Raw genomic sequence first — 15,195 nt, forward strand, 5'->3', positions numbered from 1 at the left:
CAGGTAGTCGCTGAAATTGCGAAGAGCAGTTGCATCCCTCTTGCCGGCATCTGTCGCTACTTCGTTTTTGTACTCTTTGATGAGTGCCGCGTCCTGGGGATAAGGATGCAACTCAGTGCGGCCTGCGATCGGCACGATTCCGCCCGTCGACCGCGAGGTCCTGAGATGGTCTATTGCCCTATGGAGTGTCGCGGGACGCTTTTCGAACAACTCGCGCGCATCAGCGGTCAGTGACTTTTCGTCGTCGAGCCGAGCAGCAATGGGATCTTTGTTATTTGCGTAGAGCCTCTGGCCAAAGCTGAGAAGAGTACGTACATGGTCCTTGGCGGTGCCTTCGGCGGCCCCGCCCTTGATGAGGGCCTTCTCAAGCCCCGAAATAAGGGCAGCATCCTCGGGATAAAGAGGCCGTCTCCTCCTCCCTCTCAAAATCCCAGTTGACTGAGTCGGCTGCGGCGCCGAGGACGACGCGCCGGGTTCGTCCATCGGCCCCAAAAGCAAATTCTGATCATGGCCTTCCGCAGGAAGCAATTCCTCTGGCCAACTGCCAGCTTTCTGCGACGAACTGTGCTGCGCAGCGGCGTCGCCGACCTGCCTCGACTCCTTCAGGGCCGCGTCTTCGGGATCAATATTGCGCTCGAGATCCATCGCCTTAGCGCCGGCCGACGATTTTCGGAGACGATCCAGCGCGACACCGATTTTCGAACGAAAAGCGGAGACTTTCTTATAGCTCTTAACATCTTCATTTAACAACTCGCCGCGAAGCCGACCAACAATACCCTTCTTGTTGTTGTCACGCAGGTAGTCGCTGAAATTGCGAAGAGCGGTTGCATCCCTCTTGCCCATCTCTGACGCTACTTCGTTTTGGTACTCTTTGATGAGTTCCGCGTCCTGCTGATAAGGATTTACCTCAACGTGGCGTGTGATCGGCACGACTTCGCCGGTCGACTGCGAATTTCGGAGATGACCTATTGCTGTAAGAAGTTTCCAGGGCTCACCCTCTCCGCTGAACTCGCGCGCATCTTGAGACAGCGATTTTTTGTCGTCGAGCCGAGCAGAGATGCCCTTTTTGTTATTTGCGGAGAGCCAATGGCCAAAGCCGCGAAGAACACGTAAATAGTTATTGGTGGTGCCTTTGGCGGCCCCGCCCTTCGTAAGGGCCTTCTCAAGCCCCGAGATAAGGCGAGCATCCTCGGAGTAAAGGATCTGATTGCACTGCCTCCCTATCAAAACCTCCGTTGATTGAGCCGGCTGCAGCGCAGCGGCGGCCGGCATTGCTCCACCACCCACACCTGAACTGCTGATCTCTCTCAATTGCCGCTCAAAGGTCGCCGCGGCTGCAGACGGAGCCGCGGGTGAGCTCTCTTGCGGACCCGTGCTGCCCGATTGTTCATGCACCGACTTGGTCAAGGGGAAATCCATCCGTCCTCTTCAAATATGAACCTGGGCTATCGATCTGACATGCCGGGCAATCAGCAACAAACCGCCCTTTACAGCGCCGGCAGGCACGCACCGTGAGCATCGGCAGCGGATGTTCTTCCAAGGGGATCAGCCCTGTATGTTTGTTAAACTTAAATGGGGAAGCTGTCGAGAACCTGATGACGACAATTGCCGCGCCAAGACAGCATGGCGCATGTGCCTGCGCGCTTCGCCGTCAACAGCCGATAGACCGAAGATTCAGAGACAAAATACTGCTCCTCATCGGTGAGGCGTACGGCCAGCTTTCGCGGCGAGGACTATCTCCAGCCAACATCTTTGTGAATCGACGCTGAACATTGACCCATCAAGCACTTGGGACGCCGATCGGCGTCCGGACCCCATATGGACCCCGCCCGATTGCAACGACCGACTTGATCAGGATCGACGGCCACAACTACTGACGTATATCCGGCTTCTTGATGCGGCTGGACAACGTCTTCGCCGCGAGCCTCGATGGTTTTCGCATGCTTCTGTGAATCGGCGCGGGGGTCCGACGCCGATCGGCGCCGGGGTCACTTTTCCGGCACTTGAAAAATCAAGACGTTAGCCCACGAGATAGACTGATTGAGGGGTCAAATTTCGATCCGCATTCACATACGATCGAGCCACTCCTGCTCGTAGGGCAATTCGTCGAGCAGCAGCAGGGCTTTCTTGCTCAGATCCCGCCAGTCTGCGGCGGGCGCCTCAAGGATCCTCTCCGCAATTCCGCATGCGGTGTGGGTCATCTCCTCAACGATCTCGCTGGGAAGCGGCCCACGGGCCAGGTCGGTCAATCGGCGATGGGTGTAGAGAAACTGCGAAAGGGTGGTGGGTCGTTCAGCGGACGGAAATGAGGCGGCTTGCAGCATTGGGCGGGTTCCTTTATTGTGCATCTATCACCTCTATGGTGACAAATGCACTATACAGGAATTAACCATGGTGACAAGTGCACAAATTAGGGCGGCGCGCGGTTTGTTGAACTGGACCGTTCGAGACCTTGCGGAGAAATCGGGTGTGCACAGAAACACCGTGACGAGGGTTGAGACCGACGCGACGGCACCGGGTCATTCGATAGCCGCCATCCGCGCCGCCCTCGAATCTGCCGGCGCCATCTTCCTGGCAGATGGTCAATCGATCGATGGCGGCCCTGGTGTGAGGCTGGCGAAACCGAAGGCCTAGCTGCCCACACCTATCGGGGCGCTTCGGCGCGTCCATAGGGATGTGGGTGCTGCCCTATTGTAAAGCCACACTCCCATTCCAGCGTGCGGCGGCAGCAACGATTCGGTGGCGCCCGTGTCGACCGTTGATCTCAACGCCCTCGCGACAGATCAGTATCTCAACGCCAAGCAAGTTCGCGAGCGCTACGGCAGCGTATCGAACACTTGGCTATTCCGGCGCATGCGCGATGCGGCCTTTCCGCAACCGTCGACGCGCCTCGGTGGCCGCACCAGGTTCTGGCTTCTATCCGAGTTATTGGAGTGGGAGCGGAGCAAGCTCCCTATTGACGCGGACAGCGTAGGCGAATGATGACCAAACGGTTCGCGATCCGCAGTGACGAACCAATCACGGTCGATACACTGGAGCGTTGCTTGGATTGTCTTGCGATCCTAATGGATCAGTCGCCACAAGGCGGTGAAGTCTATCTCCCGATCTTCGAGCGGCTTGAATCAGAGCTTGCCACTGCGAAAGCGAAGGAAGACATGATGGAGCGAGCGCGCGTTAGGGCCGCGCGGTTTATGCAAGAGCACTCGATTAAGAAGTAGCCGCTACGTCTTGGCTGACTTACGGAATTTTTCCGCATTCTCCGCAGCTACAGCTAAGGCCCGCGACAACTCAAGCGCCTGCTCCACTGTCACTTGGAAGTGAACGCCGACAATGCTTGCAATGACGAGCGTGATTTCGTCGTCCATCTGCTCAACACAGATCGCCGCCGATTCATTTAGTTCGATCTCAGCAATTAGTTCGATCTCAGCAATACGTCCGATGAGATCATCCGGTTCATTCGTCATGGCTACAATCCATCCGGCGATTGGGCTCGCGACTGGCGTAGGGTCCGCTCGACAGCAATTCGAGCCCAGAGAACACGAACTGGTCAACTACAAGAATTTGTAGTCGCACACCTACCGCAGTGACCGGCATGATTGCGGACCGTCGCAGCGGAGGCCGCAGACGCAATTTCGGAGGGGGATGTGCCTGCGGCCTAGGGGGAACTGATGAGCGAAAGCTTTAGGGTTGGTTTCGCGATAGCCATCACGGCAGCCGTAGTCGCAGGGGCGTTTTTTGCTATCCGTTTTTTGATTGGCTTTTACGGATAGGATCTCGCCGCCCTACTTCCACCCGAACCTGTCGCAAATCGATGCGATGATTTTGTCGATCGCTATCGCGATGTTCTCATCAGCATATTTTCTGGCCAGGGCGGCAAGTGCGACTATCTGAATCAGAAAAATGCAGATGACGGCCACAAATCCTAAGTGGGGAAATGTGGCCAAATCAATTAGCGTAATGCGCGCGCATATCCAGTAGAATCGTTCCTCGCGGCGCTCATCGGCCTTTTGAGCCCAACAGTCCTGGGGGGGGCGCGGGGGCGACTCGGCGTCGCGAAACATGCGAAACGACGCTGTCCCTGCCACACCCGCGCCGCGGTGAAGTTAGCGGCCACGTGACTCGGCGCCTCCATACCGAAGAAGCGCTGTCCCTATCGCGCGCGCCACTAACTTCCGTGGTCAGCCTTACCGCCTTGAGCTGCAAAACTGACCGCCCCGCCCCCGAGGGGGGGCATCAACCCGCGGGGGGCCCTCGCGTTGTATCGGCGAAAAGCCTCCCGGGCCCCTACCAGGATTGGTTGGGCTGCCTGGGCCGCCACTGAACGCTAAACTGGTCACCCAGCCTTTGCAGCACGAAGGAGAGAGCCCTGTGGTTAAACTCGCACGCGTTCGCTGCATCAATAAGACCGACAGGATGAATCCCCACGAGAGGATTGAAAGTGTCGGAGGTGAATATTCAAACGGAAGTCAATGGAAGCAGTCTGTCGTTCAGACGATCAGAGACATTGAAAGCGGCGAATGGGAGTTCTATGTCGAAGAAGACGGACTCATGGCTGGCGTGGTCGTGGCCGAACACAACGGGCACAAATACATCAAGACAACGGCGGACGGCGTTCAGCCAGACAATCTTCTTTCACTGGCTGAGTGCCCGTGATCCCCACTAGCGACGGCCTCCACGGCTAAGACCCCCCTTCCGCGAGCTAACGCTTTTTCCTTCCGGCCGCCCTGCGCATCCCGACACGGAGCTTCAGGGCCGCCAGCGCGGCGGCGCTCGTCAAACGATTTGCGCTCGTTCCAATCGGCTACGGCGCGGAGACTCGCCGCACCGGCACCAGTGGAGATGGCCTGCTGCAGATGCGAATTGTTTATTCCCTCGGCCCGTTTCGGCTTCGATAAAGTGCGAGAAATTCTCGCACTTTCTCCAACGGCCATTTCTGCCTGCACCTGCTCCCAAATCTCCTTACGTCGCTTGATGTAAAACCTCTCGCACCTAGCCAACCACCGGACATTTGCGGAGAGCGAAGCCGTCTCTTTCCGGTGGACAGCCTTTGGTTGCGATAGCAACTTGGTCGTTTTTCAGGACGTGAGATTTGCTTATGCGCGATTAGCAACTGCCGTTTTCTCGCGTTTGCTCGGATTGCACCTCAAAGCGCGAACGAAGATCCTACCGCCGATTACTGTCATGCAGTGCGATTTTGACCGGTGCGTGATGCTGCTCTACATTTACACGGTCATAATGATCGAGTCGTGGCTCGATTTCTGGCTCGCGTCAGCCCAACGTCTCGCCCCAGCATGCTGCCCGTGCTGGGGTCTCTCTTTCGGAGACTGACTTGGAGTCCTGGCAGCCTGTCGGTCGTGATTGAAGCAAGACAGTCCGTCACCCTTTCGTCAGCTATCGCGAGCGCACCCAGTGCCTTTTATGACTAACCCGCACACCGCAAGCAGCGCGGGCGCGCTGGCGAAAGTCTCACAGGCATGCCACCCGAACCGGTTGGCACACACGCGGCTCTCCTAGAAGAGCGCGTATGCGTGCAGCGATCTTCCGCGCCTCCTTCGGCCCGAGGTTGGGTTTCAAGCTGTCGAGCCTCCTCGGCATTAGACGTCGCGATTTGGCGATCTGCTTGGCTCAAAGACTGATCGGCCGCGCTGGCCTGATTGGCTGCAAACACCGCAAGCGCTTGGGACCGCAGGGACGTGATTTGCTGCTCGAATATGTGCATCCATTGGCCTGTAGCTACCCTGTGTGGTGACGTCGCAAGCGATGGTGGCCAGCCTTCGCCCCTTGGATTGGCAGGGCTGGCCACCTTTGCTCCCGAGGGGCCCAAAATTCCCCCCTGGTGCCACCAAGGAGTATCGCTGAGAAGGACTGGAAGCACCTACCAGTACCAGTGGGTTGTCGCGCCCCCGCGTGCATGCCATATCAAAGTGCTCGGCCTGCAAATGTTCGAGCTGGCTCCGCTCATAGGAGTAACCGCCGTGCCTAGGACCGAAGTGGTAGCGGCAATCCAAGCATTCACGGACTACGTCCGTAGGCCAAGCCATACACCGGCAGAAGACACGTACGCGCCACAGCGAACTGAAGAACAGCTGGCCGATTGGCGATCCCGGGTTGAAGTTATCTGCTCAAAAATGGACGCGGTGGCGGATTGCCCTCTTTCGACCTTATCCGAATTCGAGGCGCTCAGACGCGAGATGGGGACAGATTTTCCCGCAACACCACCCGCTTTACTAAACCGTGTAGCGGACGCATTTTTACGCTGCGGGTCGGCGGATGCCGGCCCCTTAATCAGGACGGAGCCGGATGATGCCTAGCACATTCTCGCTGCACAAGATCGACGAAGCTATACGCGACCTCGAAGAAAAAGTTGCTCACGGTGCAGAAATCAGCCGCGAGGAGCTCGCGAGCGGCATTCTGCGGATTACGAAGCGTCTTCGAGATGAACTCGAAGCCGCGCTCAAGGTAATCGATAGCCTCAAGGATCACACCGGGCTCACGGTGGCAGCCGCGCGACCTAAACAGCGGGAACGTTAGCGGCCACGTGACTCGGTGCTTTGGGGTGGACCGATAAAGCGCTGTCCCTATCGCGCGCGCCACTAACTTCGCCCGGTCAGCCTCAAGGGAGGGAGAAGCTGACCGGGCAACGTATCCTCCGGACGAATGCCCTAGAGCAACTACCAGGATTGTGGGCGGTGACTTGGCAATCAGTCTCGGATCGCAGGCAGCGCCGTGGCGAGTCGCCATCGGCAACTTACTACCAAGGAAGGTACAGCGCGACGAACAGTACCAAGAGGATTAGAGCGCACGCCCACGCGAACAATAGCGCCTTATCCATCGGCCGATTCCGATCGATCTCCTCGGCCGCCCGCAGCGGCGTACCACTGCGGCCTTTCTGTTGAGCAACACAATGGGTGGTGCATCACTCGATTCGTAGATTTTCCGCCGACTCCTTTCCGCGATTTTTCACGATGTCGAAGCTGACTTTTGCGCCCTCTGCGAGCGAAGTAAAACCAGCCTTCTCAACCGCGGAGATGTGGACAAAGACGTCATTGCCGCCGGAATCCGGTTGAATGAACCCATACCCCTTTGTTGGGTTGAACCACTTCACTGTCCCAATTGCCACCTTACTTCTCCATTTTTCAAAAATGAAAAGTAGTGCGCGACTCCGACAAAAGAATGGCTTGTCGCGACGCGCGTCCGCAGGCCATACGGGTGGCACCGATCTTACATCCTCGCCAGGACGCTAAGCGCGTTCTGACCTGCCACGTTGATGTTGTTGGCGTTGGTGCCATCGCCCTGTTCGTTGGCTGAGAACACGTGCAAACCCAATAGTGGCGGAGCCGCGTACGCGGCTGCTCCACCGACCTGAGTAGTATTCGTCCGCCTGCAAGAACCCCCTGACCAATGAAAACGTTGGTCGCATCCACGCCAATACCGGAAACCGCGGCTGCTGAGTTCGTGACCAGACCAATGCGTGATGCATACGAAATCTGCGTCGCATCTTCGGCCAGCCCGAATACAGCCGACACCTGATTGCCTGCGGACGCTCTCGCCTGCCTCACGGTCGCGCTGGAATAGGTGTATGCGAGGCCGCTATCGATCGCCGCTGCGGATGCCGTCACGCGGTTATAGGCATTCCACACGCCGAGGTACCCAGCCACACCGCCAGACCCCGAACCGCCAAGAATCCAATCAAGTTGCGACGATGCATTGCTGCGCGTGGTGCCTCCGCGCCACGCTGCCGGCCCATTGGTGATGGCTTGATTGTTGAGCCAGATACCATTGACCTGGCCCAACGCCGTTCCAGCCGAGCGCACCGTGTCGCTTGTCCAGTCGGGACCGTGAGGCAGCCGCAGCGTACCGCTGTCGTTCCAGACAAACCAGTCATTGACCTTGCTGGCGCCGATCGCCGCGGGGTTCTTGGTGATGTCGGTCGTCGCGATCGACAACTCGGCAAATGTCGTCATCGTGAGTTTGGTGCCGTCATAGATTGGCACCTGATTGCCGTTGTAGAGCGCATAGTACAGCGTCGTTTTGGCGCTCTGCGTCGTCGTCATCACGGGCGTTGCGCTCACCAGGGTCAGGCGACCTTGCGGCGGAGACAGAACCCCGAGATTGCCACGTGACGTTTGAGCACTCGCCACGTCCGACAGATTGTTGGCGCTCGACAGATCACCAGCCCCAGGCTGGCCCACCACGTTGAAGTTCCAGTCCGCGAGCGTGCCGCTGCCGCCGGTCTTGTCGGACGTCATGGTCAGCGTCGTGCCGCTGTAGGTGACGAGGCCTTCCATCCAATTCGCCGTGTTCGCCGCCGAGCTAGCCCGCACGCGAGCGCCATTCTGATAGGCGAGGCCGGCCTGCGTGGTGAACGCTTTGGATCCGGTGCCGATAGCGAGCGACGTGGTCGAAGTGCCGCCATACGTGGGGGCGTTGGCCCCCGCAGCACCGGTTGAGCCCGTGGCGCCAGCATCCCCCTTCGACGCCAGCAATTGCCAGTATGTCGCATTCGGAGGCGTGTGGTTGGTGTGGCCGAGATCGGAGGTCATTCGATCGATCGAGAACGGGACCAATACATTCTTTACGTTGGTCGGCGGTAAGCGCGCGGACGTTGGCGTCGTTAGCGGCCCGAACGGAAAATATGTTCGAACTCACGCTGACGGCTACTACAACGATAACCTACTAGCTCTGCCGGAGTGTCCGTGAGTTTTAGTCAAGTAAATCGTCCGCCTCCTCTGCCGGCGCCCAACTGATCTTGCTCGCATCGGCCGGTGTCGCGCCCATACTGCTTAGGCACAGCCTCAGTAGGCTGAGCGATTTTGTACCCATCTCCGCGCCGCTTTGCAGGCGAGCGCGCAAGACTGATGCGATGGAGACAAGACAACGGTGAGATGCATTGAGCCATGGCAACTCGCTGGCGAATTCACGCCATGCATTGGCCTGTTGCTCGTTTAGCCAAGTGGGTGGAGCGCCGATTTCGGCACCGGTTGGATCGTTGCGTTTATAGCGGCCAGCATTGATGATGTGCCGGCCTTCAACCAGCGCCTTGGCGGCCGGCTTTCTTGGTCGTGGCATTTTGCCCCTGGGGGTCCGAATTGCAGATGCGCGTGAAATGGGGGGCCGCCGGTAGCTAGTGGCGGGGGGGGGAGGGATCTGACCCACCCCTCCCCCTGCGCTTAAAGGATGCCGCGGGCCCGCATCTTCGCTTCAACGCGCCGTCGTGCTGCCTGGTTGTTGCTGGATGCTCGACTGATCTGAGCTGAGGTGTCCTTGCCGTAGGCTCCCCACAGGACCAAGCTGATCTCGAAAAGTTTGGCCTCGGTGATGAGGCGCTTCGGAATGTCGCCACCGTCGTCCCACTCCTCGACAACTGGAGTAAACGACACGCTCACCTCGTTGACAGTGCCAAGGCCTCCTGCCCTAAAGGCGCATCAGGATGCGGCTCTAACGAGTAGTAGAGTCCGACGTTATCCGAACGTAGTTTGAGGGTGCCGTTGCTGATGCGCCCCAGAGGCCTGCTGACATCATGACTGCAAAGCGCGGCGACGTCTGGATTTTGCGCGATGTGCTTGTCGAATGCGCCGCGCGCGAAGCGTTCCTCGAAGAGCCCCGCGATGATGGCCGGCCGATTCCAGGAAATCGCGAATCCTGAGATGGTTTCAGCCATTGCGTTGCGTCACCCGCAATCGTTTCTCGCGTTTCGCTTGCATCAACTTGCGCGCAATCACGGCTGGTGAGTCCGAGCACTCGGAGTGTCGGCTTTCGCCAGGCATCTTTACACGGCGCCGAACTGGCTTTCGGTCGGCCACATCGGAAGTGCGTTCGGATCCCTTAGACATTGTGGCCCGCCTCCTTCACTTCCTTCAAAAAGTAAAAAGCGCGGCCTTCGCGCCGATCGCCCAAGAAGTGCGCGCGCACTGGCCGCAGATAACCGAGGCGCACATCCTCGCGCTCCAGATCGTCCAGCAGCGCGTCGTGCTTTTCTCGGGCTTGGCTGCTTCCAACGCGCGAGCGGCCTCACATACCGCACCCAAACGGCGCTGGTACTCTGGCATCACGGTGAAGCACACGAGCTTGGAGGCTACGTTCCGCGCTTCGTCTGTGCGCCTATGCAGGACCTCCCGCGCTGACTCGATGTTTGCTATCTCCGTGGTGACTTCGCGGAGCTGCCGCGACAGATCGGCAATGCTGTCAGTAGGATCGTCACCAAGCAGCGCGGCCACGCCGGGCGAGATATGTTTCCCAAAAGCCGCCCTGCCCGCCTCGATCTTACCGCGCAGTTTCGAGCGCTCGCTGTTGAGCTTAGAGTCTCTCTGCTCCAATTCCACGCGTTTCGCGATCAGGTCGGCGTACGAGCTGTCGGCCTCCGCGAGGCTGGGGACGCGGAATTCGTCGGTGGTCTTCGTCTTCAACGGAGCCATTAGGCAACAACCTTTCCAAACAATGCATCAATGATACCGGCCACAGCGGCGACGTTGATGGTGACTGACTTGTGATGGCCATTGGATTGCCAGTGAGCGCAATGAGCGCCCGGCTGACTGAAGCGACTGACCGACCCATCAGGTTTGTGAATCGCGACGGCTCTACAATTGCAGGATACGGCAACCTGAGATTTTCGCGCCTCCGCGACGCCAGTGCGTGCGTCCTCGACCAAAATCGCAACAGCGATCGGCGCGTTGGGAATCGACTGCGGGGCCCCATCCAGGTTGACACTACCGGGTGTCATCGCGTGGTAGGCGCGGACCGCGTCAACAGCGGTGTGCAACTCGGTGTCAGAGGCGAGCGCAACAACGAGGTCGAGAACATTGTCCTCGTCTAGCTCAGGCGCAACGCCCGGTGCGCCGGAAGGCAAGATTCCGGCTTCCTGCAAACGCCTGGCGATTCCGGTGCTTCGCGAGCGCGGGAAATCAAGATGACGCTCGATCGCGTCGAGCACGTGATTCCAAGTGGCCATTGGGGCCGCTCTCCTTTCAGGATTGGAAATTGCGATTGGAGGGTTAAATAAAACGCCGCATGCAGCGGCTTCGCGGCTCAGGGCCGGGAAAAAGTGGCGACGCCGGGTGGTGGCCAGCGCGCCGAGTGCACGTCACGTCAGACCACAAATCGTGGTCTTCAAGGTGATACGTTCCCAACTATGGCGAAAACTGGATTTTAAGCCGCCAGCGCGATTTTCCTCCGGCGCGGCCTGTTCCTGCGAATGTCGGGCTCATTATCATTGGCCACCTGCGTCAGGAATCGCTTGGCGTCGATTGCCCGGATCATGGCGTCCTCAACGGCACCGAATTGCATGAGCCGAATGCCGCTTGTCGCCGGGGCGGTGCGGCCCGCAAGAAATTCAGCGCCCTCCGCAACTGCATGCGACCACCTGGAGTACGGTGCGCCCACGTCCTGCTGCCAATCCAGTAGCTCTGGCCTGGCGGGCTTGCCGGGCTTGTTGGGGGTGGCCGCCTGTTTGGTGCGGCGCTTGCCTTTGCTCTGGCGATATTGCTCGGCAGTTGAATGCCATCGCCCGTCCAAACCAAACCACTTGGACATATCCGCATTAAACGTCGCCCTCGCCGCCGCATCCAATTGCCAGCCATGGGCCGGCCCCATACCGGGGAAGCGGCGGTGTAGAATGCGGTTCAGCTCGCCAGGGCGCGGGCGGACCTCGGTAACATGGTCGGCTGCTATGGGTTGGTCGTTGTCGTTTGCGTGTTGCATTGGTTGTCTCTCGTGACGAGCGTACCTGACCGCTTCTGCGGTCTTGTGCGTCGGCATCTGCGTGCCGATCGAATAATCAAACAATCAAAAAAAGTTATACGTAACTCGGCCACTGGTTCGGGCGGCTCGCGGGATCCAAGGGATTTGCTATATCCCCGCCCCATGTTTTGGTTTTCATTTTGCACTCGGAGATGTTTTCCTGGGGGCGCGGGTCCCTATGTGAACGGCGGGAGAGATCAGCTAGACCCCGCCGCCGTGCGCGGTGTGCGCGATGTGCGTGATTTTCACGTATGACTCTCTACACGCGCGCGCGAAGCGCCTATAATGGAAAAATCGCGCACATGTCGCACACGTAGCACCGACCATTGAAATCATTTCGTTTTCCCGTGCGCGATCCGTGCTCAATCGCGCACGCTAGGTTCTTTCTCGGCCTGCCTAAGCAGTTGCAGTCCGATATAGAGTTGTCCGCCGCGTACCCTTTGCCCCTTCTTGAAGCCACTCTTGGTCAGCGACTGGACAAATCCCTTCTGGCTTCCGGGGCGCTCGCCAGATGCTTCAGCATAATCGGTCCACGATTTGAACAGATCCGCGACGAAGTCTGAGATGCTACGATTGTCCGGCTCAACTCGGCAAGCATCCTTCAGCCACTGGCCGAACGTGTCTTGCTCGGCAAAATACGTTTCGGTCGCCTCAACAATAGATGCAGGTCGCACCAAACCATTGCGCTGCCAGTCCCGGCACCCATCAACCATCCACCGCAGAATGGCGGGCGCCTCACCGCGAAGCTTTGCTTCAAGTTCACGATCCGGCTTCGTCGGCTTTCGCGTGAACGGCACGATGTTGAATCGCCGCCGGGCTGCGGCGTCGACGCTATGCAGTGCTGGCTGGTGGTTTCCAACCACAAACAGTTTGAATTGCGGCTGGAACGTAAAGAAGTCCTGCCTCATAAAGCGCGCTGAAATCGCATCGCCGCCCGTCATCTGTTTTATTCGCGACTCGGCCCAAGCCCTGCCCTCCTCTGTCTCGCTGGCGCTGACTAGACGCGCACCGCGCAACATCGCCAAGTCTGTCGGGTGTCTGTCACTGCGGCTGGCAACGAACGTGTCCATTGACGCCGTAGTCGCATAATCGTGCAGAATATAGCTAGTGGTGTTGAGAAAAACCGATTTCCCATTACCGCCGTCGCCATGCACAAAGACAAGTGCATGTTCGCGCGTGTCGCCCGTAAGGCAGTAGCCGCACCACTGCTGCAGAAAGCGGATCATTTCACCGTCGCCGCCAGTCGCGTCTTGAAGAAATCGCAACCAAAGTGGACAGTCTGCCTGGGCAGACGGCGCGGTGGACGTTAGTTTGGTAATGCCATCTGCAGGGTCGGCAGCGCGCATTTTCCCTGTACGCAGATCAACGGTGCCGTCTGGCGTTCCGAGCAGAAACGGGTCGCGGTCCCAAGCCTCGATCGTGACGGCGAAGGTTGGGTCATTGCGAGCGAACCCCTCGACTCCTGAAGCGAATGAACGCTTTCGTATAGTCGCGAGCGCCTTCGGAGACAGGCCCTGTGACATATCGCGGGCCATCACCCTAACATGGTGAGCCGCAAGGCCGACTTCGTTCCTGCGCCAGTACGAACCATCCCATTCAAACCACGCGCCAGTGGAGTGGCAGAAGCGCAGCGTGTCTCGATAGGTGCTCGCGAATATATACGCAACACTATCCTCGGTTACCGAAGTGCCGGGATTAGATGCGGGTTTGTTGTCGTTGGCTGCGACAGGCTCCTCATCGCGGGCTTCAACGGTTGAATTGGACGCGTCGGTTTTAATTGCATTTTGCATTCAGCAATCGCCCTTCAGGACAAAGTTGATGTTGATCGACGCGCTGCGGCACGCCTGGCGGGTTGAGTAAGAAGACGAGCAACGCTGACTGGCTTGGTGTCATCGCCGCCGCCAACTCGTTTACGCAGCCACTCGGCGGCCTCTGACGCGGACATGCTGAGGCTGACTGAAACCATGTTGATCGGCGAGTAGCCGGCGTTTCCAGCCGAATAATCGACAATACCACTGGGCTGGATATTCAGCGCGCGGCCTCGCTTCTTCACCTTCGAGTTGATCGAGGGGCGGAAGGATGCAACAGCGTGGAAGCCGCCCTGGTACTTGCGCAGATCTTCGAGTCCAAGCTCCGGCACCCATGCATCGAGGCTAGCCAACGCGCGGCGTTGATGTGTCAGCCCACGGGTGGTCACTATCGACTACCACCGGGCCGCGGTCACTGGCTTTGCTGGCTGGCTTAATCAGCGTCCCGCGCTCGGCGAAGTACGCCTCCGCCCGAGCCAACAATTCGTCGATCGCCTCTGGTGTGATTTCCGGAAGCTCGGCCAACGGTGTTTCGGCCGGCGAACCGTTGAACCATTCGTAAGGTCGGCCCGTATCGGGATGCGTTCCGAACGCCACGAATTGCGTGCGTTCACCAAACGCCTCGACCTGACACTTGGCGCCGTTGATCAGGTAGGCGCCTGTTGCGCGCTTCTCGCGAGGCTCGGTGGCGCGGAATGCGAACAGGGTCTTCGGTGCCTTGCCCATCCGATACGGCGCTCTGTCCGACCCCGGCAACTCCATCACCATCGCGCGGATAGCGTCGGCAGTCTCAGCGTCCGGCGTGTCGACATCAAGCCCCACAAGTTCGCCGCAGAGCAGACCCGTATTTGTGGCGTCCGGATAGTTGCGAGCGATGCCTTCCATTTGCGCAGCGGACCACCGCGAGCGCTGCCAGTTACCCATGACAGCGGCTTTGCCACTACACGCGACGGGACGGTATCCGTAAGCAATAAGGCTGCGACGAAGGTGGATAATGCGCTTAAGCGTGGCCCGCATGTTGGCAATCGCCCTCTAAAACGAGAGATGAAATTGATTCGACCATCGCGGGCGAAAGCGCAGCCCCGCGCGCGTAAGCTCGATGCGATCCATCGGCCGCACGCACAATGCGCACGCCGAACAACTTCACCCCTTCGCAGACTTCGACGTCCGCAAGGGCAACGTCAGCACCGAGCGGCGAATGAGTGGCGAGGATTTTCATATTCCGGGTCTCCCTCGATCAGAAGCTTAGTCAGTTGCCGGTCGACCTGAACCGGATCGTAATACAGGTTGAACGAGCCGGGGATCTTGACCGGCTCTCTGAAGTTGTGGTGGAAATTGAGTTGTGGCTGCACACAATTCCTCCGTTCGTAGTGTGTGATGAGTAGTGAGATTTTTCGGGCGTGACACTAAAGGTCGCGCTGCAGATATTTGGCGGGCGACGCGGGGCTGTTGTTCACGCAGCTACCTTGGACTTGCCGTTATCGTTTGCGCCGCGGGCAGCAAGCCGCCGCCGCGCGCGTGTCATCACGTCATCCTTCGACTGCATAGCGGCAAGCTCCCGCTCCAGGCGTTCGACGTAGGGCGCGAAGCCCGGCCGGTCGTGCAGCACCATCACCTCGGCGATGAGAGAGCTGGCCTCGCAAATTCGGAC

The 15,195-nt window shown here is 58.8% G+C and carries 20 protein-coding genes and 2 pseudogenes; 7 read left to right on the forward strand and 15 right to left on the reverse strand.

Features of this window, described 5'->3' with window-relative positions:
• Together IC50_RS36765 and IC50_RS36770 are read right to left on the reverse strand one after the other, a co-directional pair.
• Positions 1 to 1,407, reverse strand: a pseudogene (locus IC50_RS36765) (Ulp1 family isopeptidase); the annotation flags it as partial.
• A 659-nt stretch (positions 1,408 to 2,066) separates the two neighbouring features.
• Positions 2,067 to 2,324: a hypothetical protein gene (locus IC50_RS36770; RefSeq protein WP_014498629.1), complete on the reverse strand. Its 258-nt coding sequence runs from the start codon at positions 2,322 to 2,324 to the stop codon at positions 2,067 to 2,069.
• Positions 2,325 to 2,391: 67 nt separating this feature from the next.
• Between IC50_RS36770 and IC50_RS36775 the strand changes: the two genes are divergently transcribed.
• From IC50_RS36775 to IC50_RS36785, 3 genes are all read left to right on the forward strand, one after another.
• Positions 2,392 to 2,634, forward strand: coding sequence for a helix-turn-helix domain-containing protein (locus IC50_RS36775; protein ID WP_011090956.1), 243 nt, complete (start codon positions 2,392 to 2,394; stop codon positions 2,632 to 2,634).
• 114 nt (positions 2,635 to 2,748) lie between these two features.
• A complete protein-coding gene (locus IC50_RS36780) occupies positions 2,749 to 2,982 on the forward strand; it encodes a helix-turn-helix transcriptional regulator (RefSeq protein WP_223153795.1) in 234 nt (77 codons plus the stop codon).
• Positions 2,979 to 3,218, forward strand: a complete 240-nt coding sequence (locus tag IC50_RS36785) for a hypothetical protein (RefSeq protein ID WP_016846398.1) — start codon at positions 2,979 to 2,981, stop codon at positions 3,216 to 3,218. The genes IC50_RS36780 and IC50_RS36785 overlap by 4 nt, the downstream gene beginning before the upstream one ends.
• A gap of 3 nt (positions 3,219 to 3,221) precedes the next feature.
• Here the strand turns inward: IC50_RS36785 and IC50_RS36790 are convergent, their stop codons facing one another.
• Positions 3,222 to 3,464, reverse strand: coding sequence for a hypothetical protein (locus IC50_RS36790; RefSeq protein WP_014498627.1), 243 nt, complete (start codon positions 3,462 to 3,464; stop codon positions 3,222 to 3,224).
• Between the two features lie 904 nt (positions 3,465 to 4,368).
• Between IC50_RS36790 and IC50_RS36800 the strand changes: the two genes are divergently transcribed.
• The 3 genes from IC50_RS36800 (at position 4,369) to IC50_RS36815 (ending at position 6,531) form a co-directional block, all read left to right on the forward strand.
• Entirely contained in the window at positions 4,369 to 4,653 is a 285-nt protein-coding gene (locus tag IC50_RS36800; RefSeq protein WP_011090958.1) for a DUF3892 domain-containing protein, read from the forward strand.
• 871 nt (positions 4,654 to 5,524) lie between these two features.
• A complete protein-coding gene (locus tag IC50_RS41815) occupies positions 5,525 to 5,749 on the forward strand; it encodes a hypothetical protein (protein ID WP_154694125.1) in 225 nt (74 codons plus the stop codon).
• Positions 5,750 to 6,303: 554 nt separating this feature from the next.
• Positions 6,304 to 6,531 (forward strand): hypothetical protein, encoded by a 228-nt coding sequence (locus tag IC50_RS36815; RefSeq protein WP_223153796.1) that lies wholly within the window; start codon positions 6,304 to 6,306, stop codon positions 6,529 to 6,531.
• 385 nt (positions 6,532 to 6,916) lie between these two features.
• On the opposite strand, the gene IC50_RS36820 is transcribed toward IC50_RS36815, so the two are convergent.
• Positions 6,917 to 7,120, reverse strand: a complete 204-nt coding sequence (locus IC50_RS36820) for a cold-shock protein (RefSeq protein WP_011090960.1) — start codon at positions 7,118 to 7,120, stop codon at positions 6,917 to 6,919.
• Positions 7,121 to 7,136: 16 nt separating this feature from the next.
• A complete protein-coding gene (locus tag IC50_RS36825; RefSeq protein ID WP_011090961.1) occupies positions 7,137 to 8,543 on the reverse strand; it encodes a hypothetical protein in 1,407 nt (468 codons plus the stop codon).
• Between IC50_RS36825 and IC50_RS39840 the strand changes: the two genes are divergently transcribed.
• On the forward strand, positions 8,521 to 8,700 hold the full coding sequence (locus tag IC50_RS39840; protein ID WP_071916953.1) for a DUF3892 domain-containing protein: 180 nt from the start codon (positions 8,521 to 8,523) through the stop codon (positions 8,698 to 8,700). The two genes, IC50_RS36825 and IC50_RS39840, sit on opposite strands and share 23 nt — an antisense overlap.
• A 3-nt stretch (positions 8,701 to 8,703) precedes the next feature.
• On the opposite strand, the gene IC50_RS36830 is transcribed toward IC50_RS39840, so the two are convergent.
• The 10 genes and pseudogenes from IC50_RS36830 to IC50_RS41825 all read right to left on the reverse strand — a co-directional run.
• Positions 8,704 to 9,069 (reverse strand): hypothetical protein, encoded by a 366-nt coding sequence (locus IC50_RS36830; RefSeq protein ID WP_014498622.1) that lies wholly within the window; start codon positions 9,067 to 9,069, stop codon positions 8,704 to 8,706.
• A gap of 101 nt (positions 9,070 to 9,170) precedes the next feature.
• Positions 9,171 to 9,661, reverse strand: a pseudogene (locus tag IC50_RS43575) (HK97 family phage prohead protease).
• 196 nt (positions 9,662 to 9,857) lie between these two features.
• Positions 9,858 to 10,406, reverse strand: a complete 549-nt coding sequence (locus tag IC50_RS42255; RefSeq protein WP_223153797.1) for a hypothetical protein — start codon at positions 10,404 to 10,406, stop codon at positions 9,858 to 9,860.
• Between the two features lie 8 nt (positions 10,407 to 10,414).
• Positions 10,415 to 10,948: a hypothetical protein gene (locus IC50_RS36850; RefSeq protein WP_011090966.1), complete on the reverse strand. Its 534-nt coding sequence runs from the start codon at positions 10,946 to 10,948 to the stop codon at positions 10,415 to 10,417.
• A gap of 197 nt (positions 10,949 to 11,145) precedes the next feature.
• Complete coding sequence (locus IC50_RS36855; protein ID WP_014498619.1) at positions 11,146 to 11,697, reverse strand: hypothetical protein; 552 nt, start codon at positions 11,695 to 11,697, stop codon at positions 11,146 to 11,148.
• 401 nt (positions 11,698 to 12,098) lie between these two features.
• Positions 12,099 to 13,526, reverse strand: coding sequence for a phage/plasmid primase, P4 family (locus IC50_RS36860; protein WP_011090968.1), 1,428 nt, complete (start codon positions 13,524 to 13,526; stop codon positions 12,099 to 12,101).
• Between the two features lie 14 nt (positions 13,527 to 13,540).
• Positions 13,541 to 13,876, reverse strand: a complete 336-nt coding sequence (locus IC50_RS36865) for a hypothetical protein (protein ID WP_161536874.1) — start codon at positions 13,874 to 13,876, stop codon at positions 13,541 to 13,543.
• A 13-nt stretch (positions 13,877 to 13,889) separates the two neighbouring features.
• Entirely contained in the window at positions 13,890 to 14,561 is a 672-nt protein-coding gene (locus tag IC50_RS36870; protein WP_011090970.1) for a bifunctional DNA primase/polymerase, read from the reverse strand.
• A complete protein-coding gene (locus IC50_RS41820; protein ID WP_129964954.1) occupies positions 14,545 to 14,763 on the reverse strand; it encodes a hypothetical protein in 219 nt (72 codons plus the stop codon). Before IC50_RS41820 ends, IC50_RS36870 begins: the two co-directional genes overlap by 17 nt.
• A gap of 234 nt (positions 14,764 to 14,997) precedes the next feature.
• The coding region (locus tag IC50_RS41825; protein ID WP_157461196.1) for a hypothetical protein at positions 14,998 to 15,195 on the reverse strand (198 nt) is incomplete at its 5' end.

It is taken from the genome of Bradyrhizobium genomosp. I (2014) (assembly GCF_000261685.1).
Lineage (GTDB): Bacteria > Pseudomonadota > Alphaproteobacteria > Rhizobiales > Xanthobacteraceae > Bradyrhizobium.

Bases quoted from the DNA above. Each gene is read 5' to 3' on its own strand.
- IC50_RS36770 (WP_014498629.1), bottom strand. From the start codon at position 2,324: ATGCTGCAAGCCGCCTCATTTCCGTCCGCTGAACGACCCACCACCCTT.
- IC50_RS36775 (WP_011090956.1), top strand. From the start codon at position 2,392: ATGGTGACAAGTGCACAAATTAGGGCGGCGCGCGGTTTGTTGAACTGG.
- IC50_RS36785 (WP_016846398.1), top strand. From the start codon at position 2,979: ATGATGACCAAACGGTTCGCGATCCGCAGTGACGAACCAATCACGGTC.
- IC50_RS36790 (WP_014498627.1), bottom strand. From the start codon at position 3,464: ATGACGAATGAACCGGATGATCTCATCGGACGTATTGCTGAGATCGAA.
- IC50_RS41815 (WP_154694125.1), top strand. From the start codon at position 5,525: ATGCGTGCAGCGATCTTCCGCGCCTCCTTCGGCCCGAGGTTGGGTTTC.
- IC50_RS36815 (WP_223153796.1), top strand. From the start codon at position 6,304: ATGCCTAGCACATTCTCGCTGCACAAGATCGACGAAGCTATACGCGAC.
- IC50_RS36825 (WP_011090961.1), bottom strand. From the start codon at position 8,543: ATGACCTCCGATCTCGGCCACACCAACCACACGCCTCCGAATGCGACA.
- IC50_RS36830 (WP_014498622.1), bottom strand. From the start codon at position 9,069: ATGCCACGACCAAGAAAGCCGGCCGCCAAGGCGCTGGTTGAAGGCCGG.
- IC50_RS36850 (WP_011090966.1), bottom strand. From the start codon at position 10,948: ATGGCCACTTGGAATCACGTGCTCGACGCGATCGAGCGTCATCTTGAT.
- IC50_RS36855 (WP_014498619.1), bottom strand. From the start codon at position 11,697: ATGCAACACGCAAACGACAACGACCAACCCATAGCAGCCGACCATGTT.
- IC50_RS36860 (WP_011090968.1), bottom strand. From the start codon at position 13,526: ATGCAAAATGCAATTAAAACCGACGCGTCCAATTCAACCGTTGAAGCC.
- IC50_RS36870 (WP_011090970.1), bottom strand. From the start codon at position 14,561: ATGCGGGCCACGCTTAAGCGCATTATCCACCTTCGTCGCAGCCTTATT.
- IC50_RS41820 (WP_129964954.1), bottom strand. From the start codon at position 14,763: ATGAAAATCCTCGCCACTCATTCGCCGCTCGGTGCTGACGTTGCCCTT.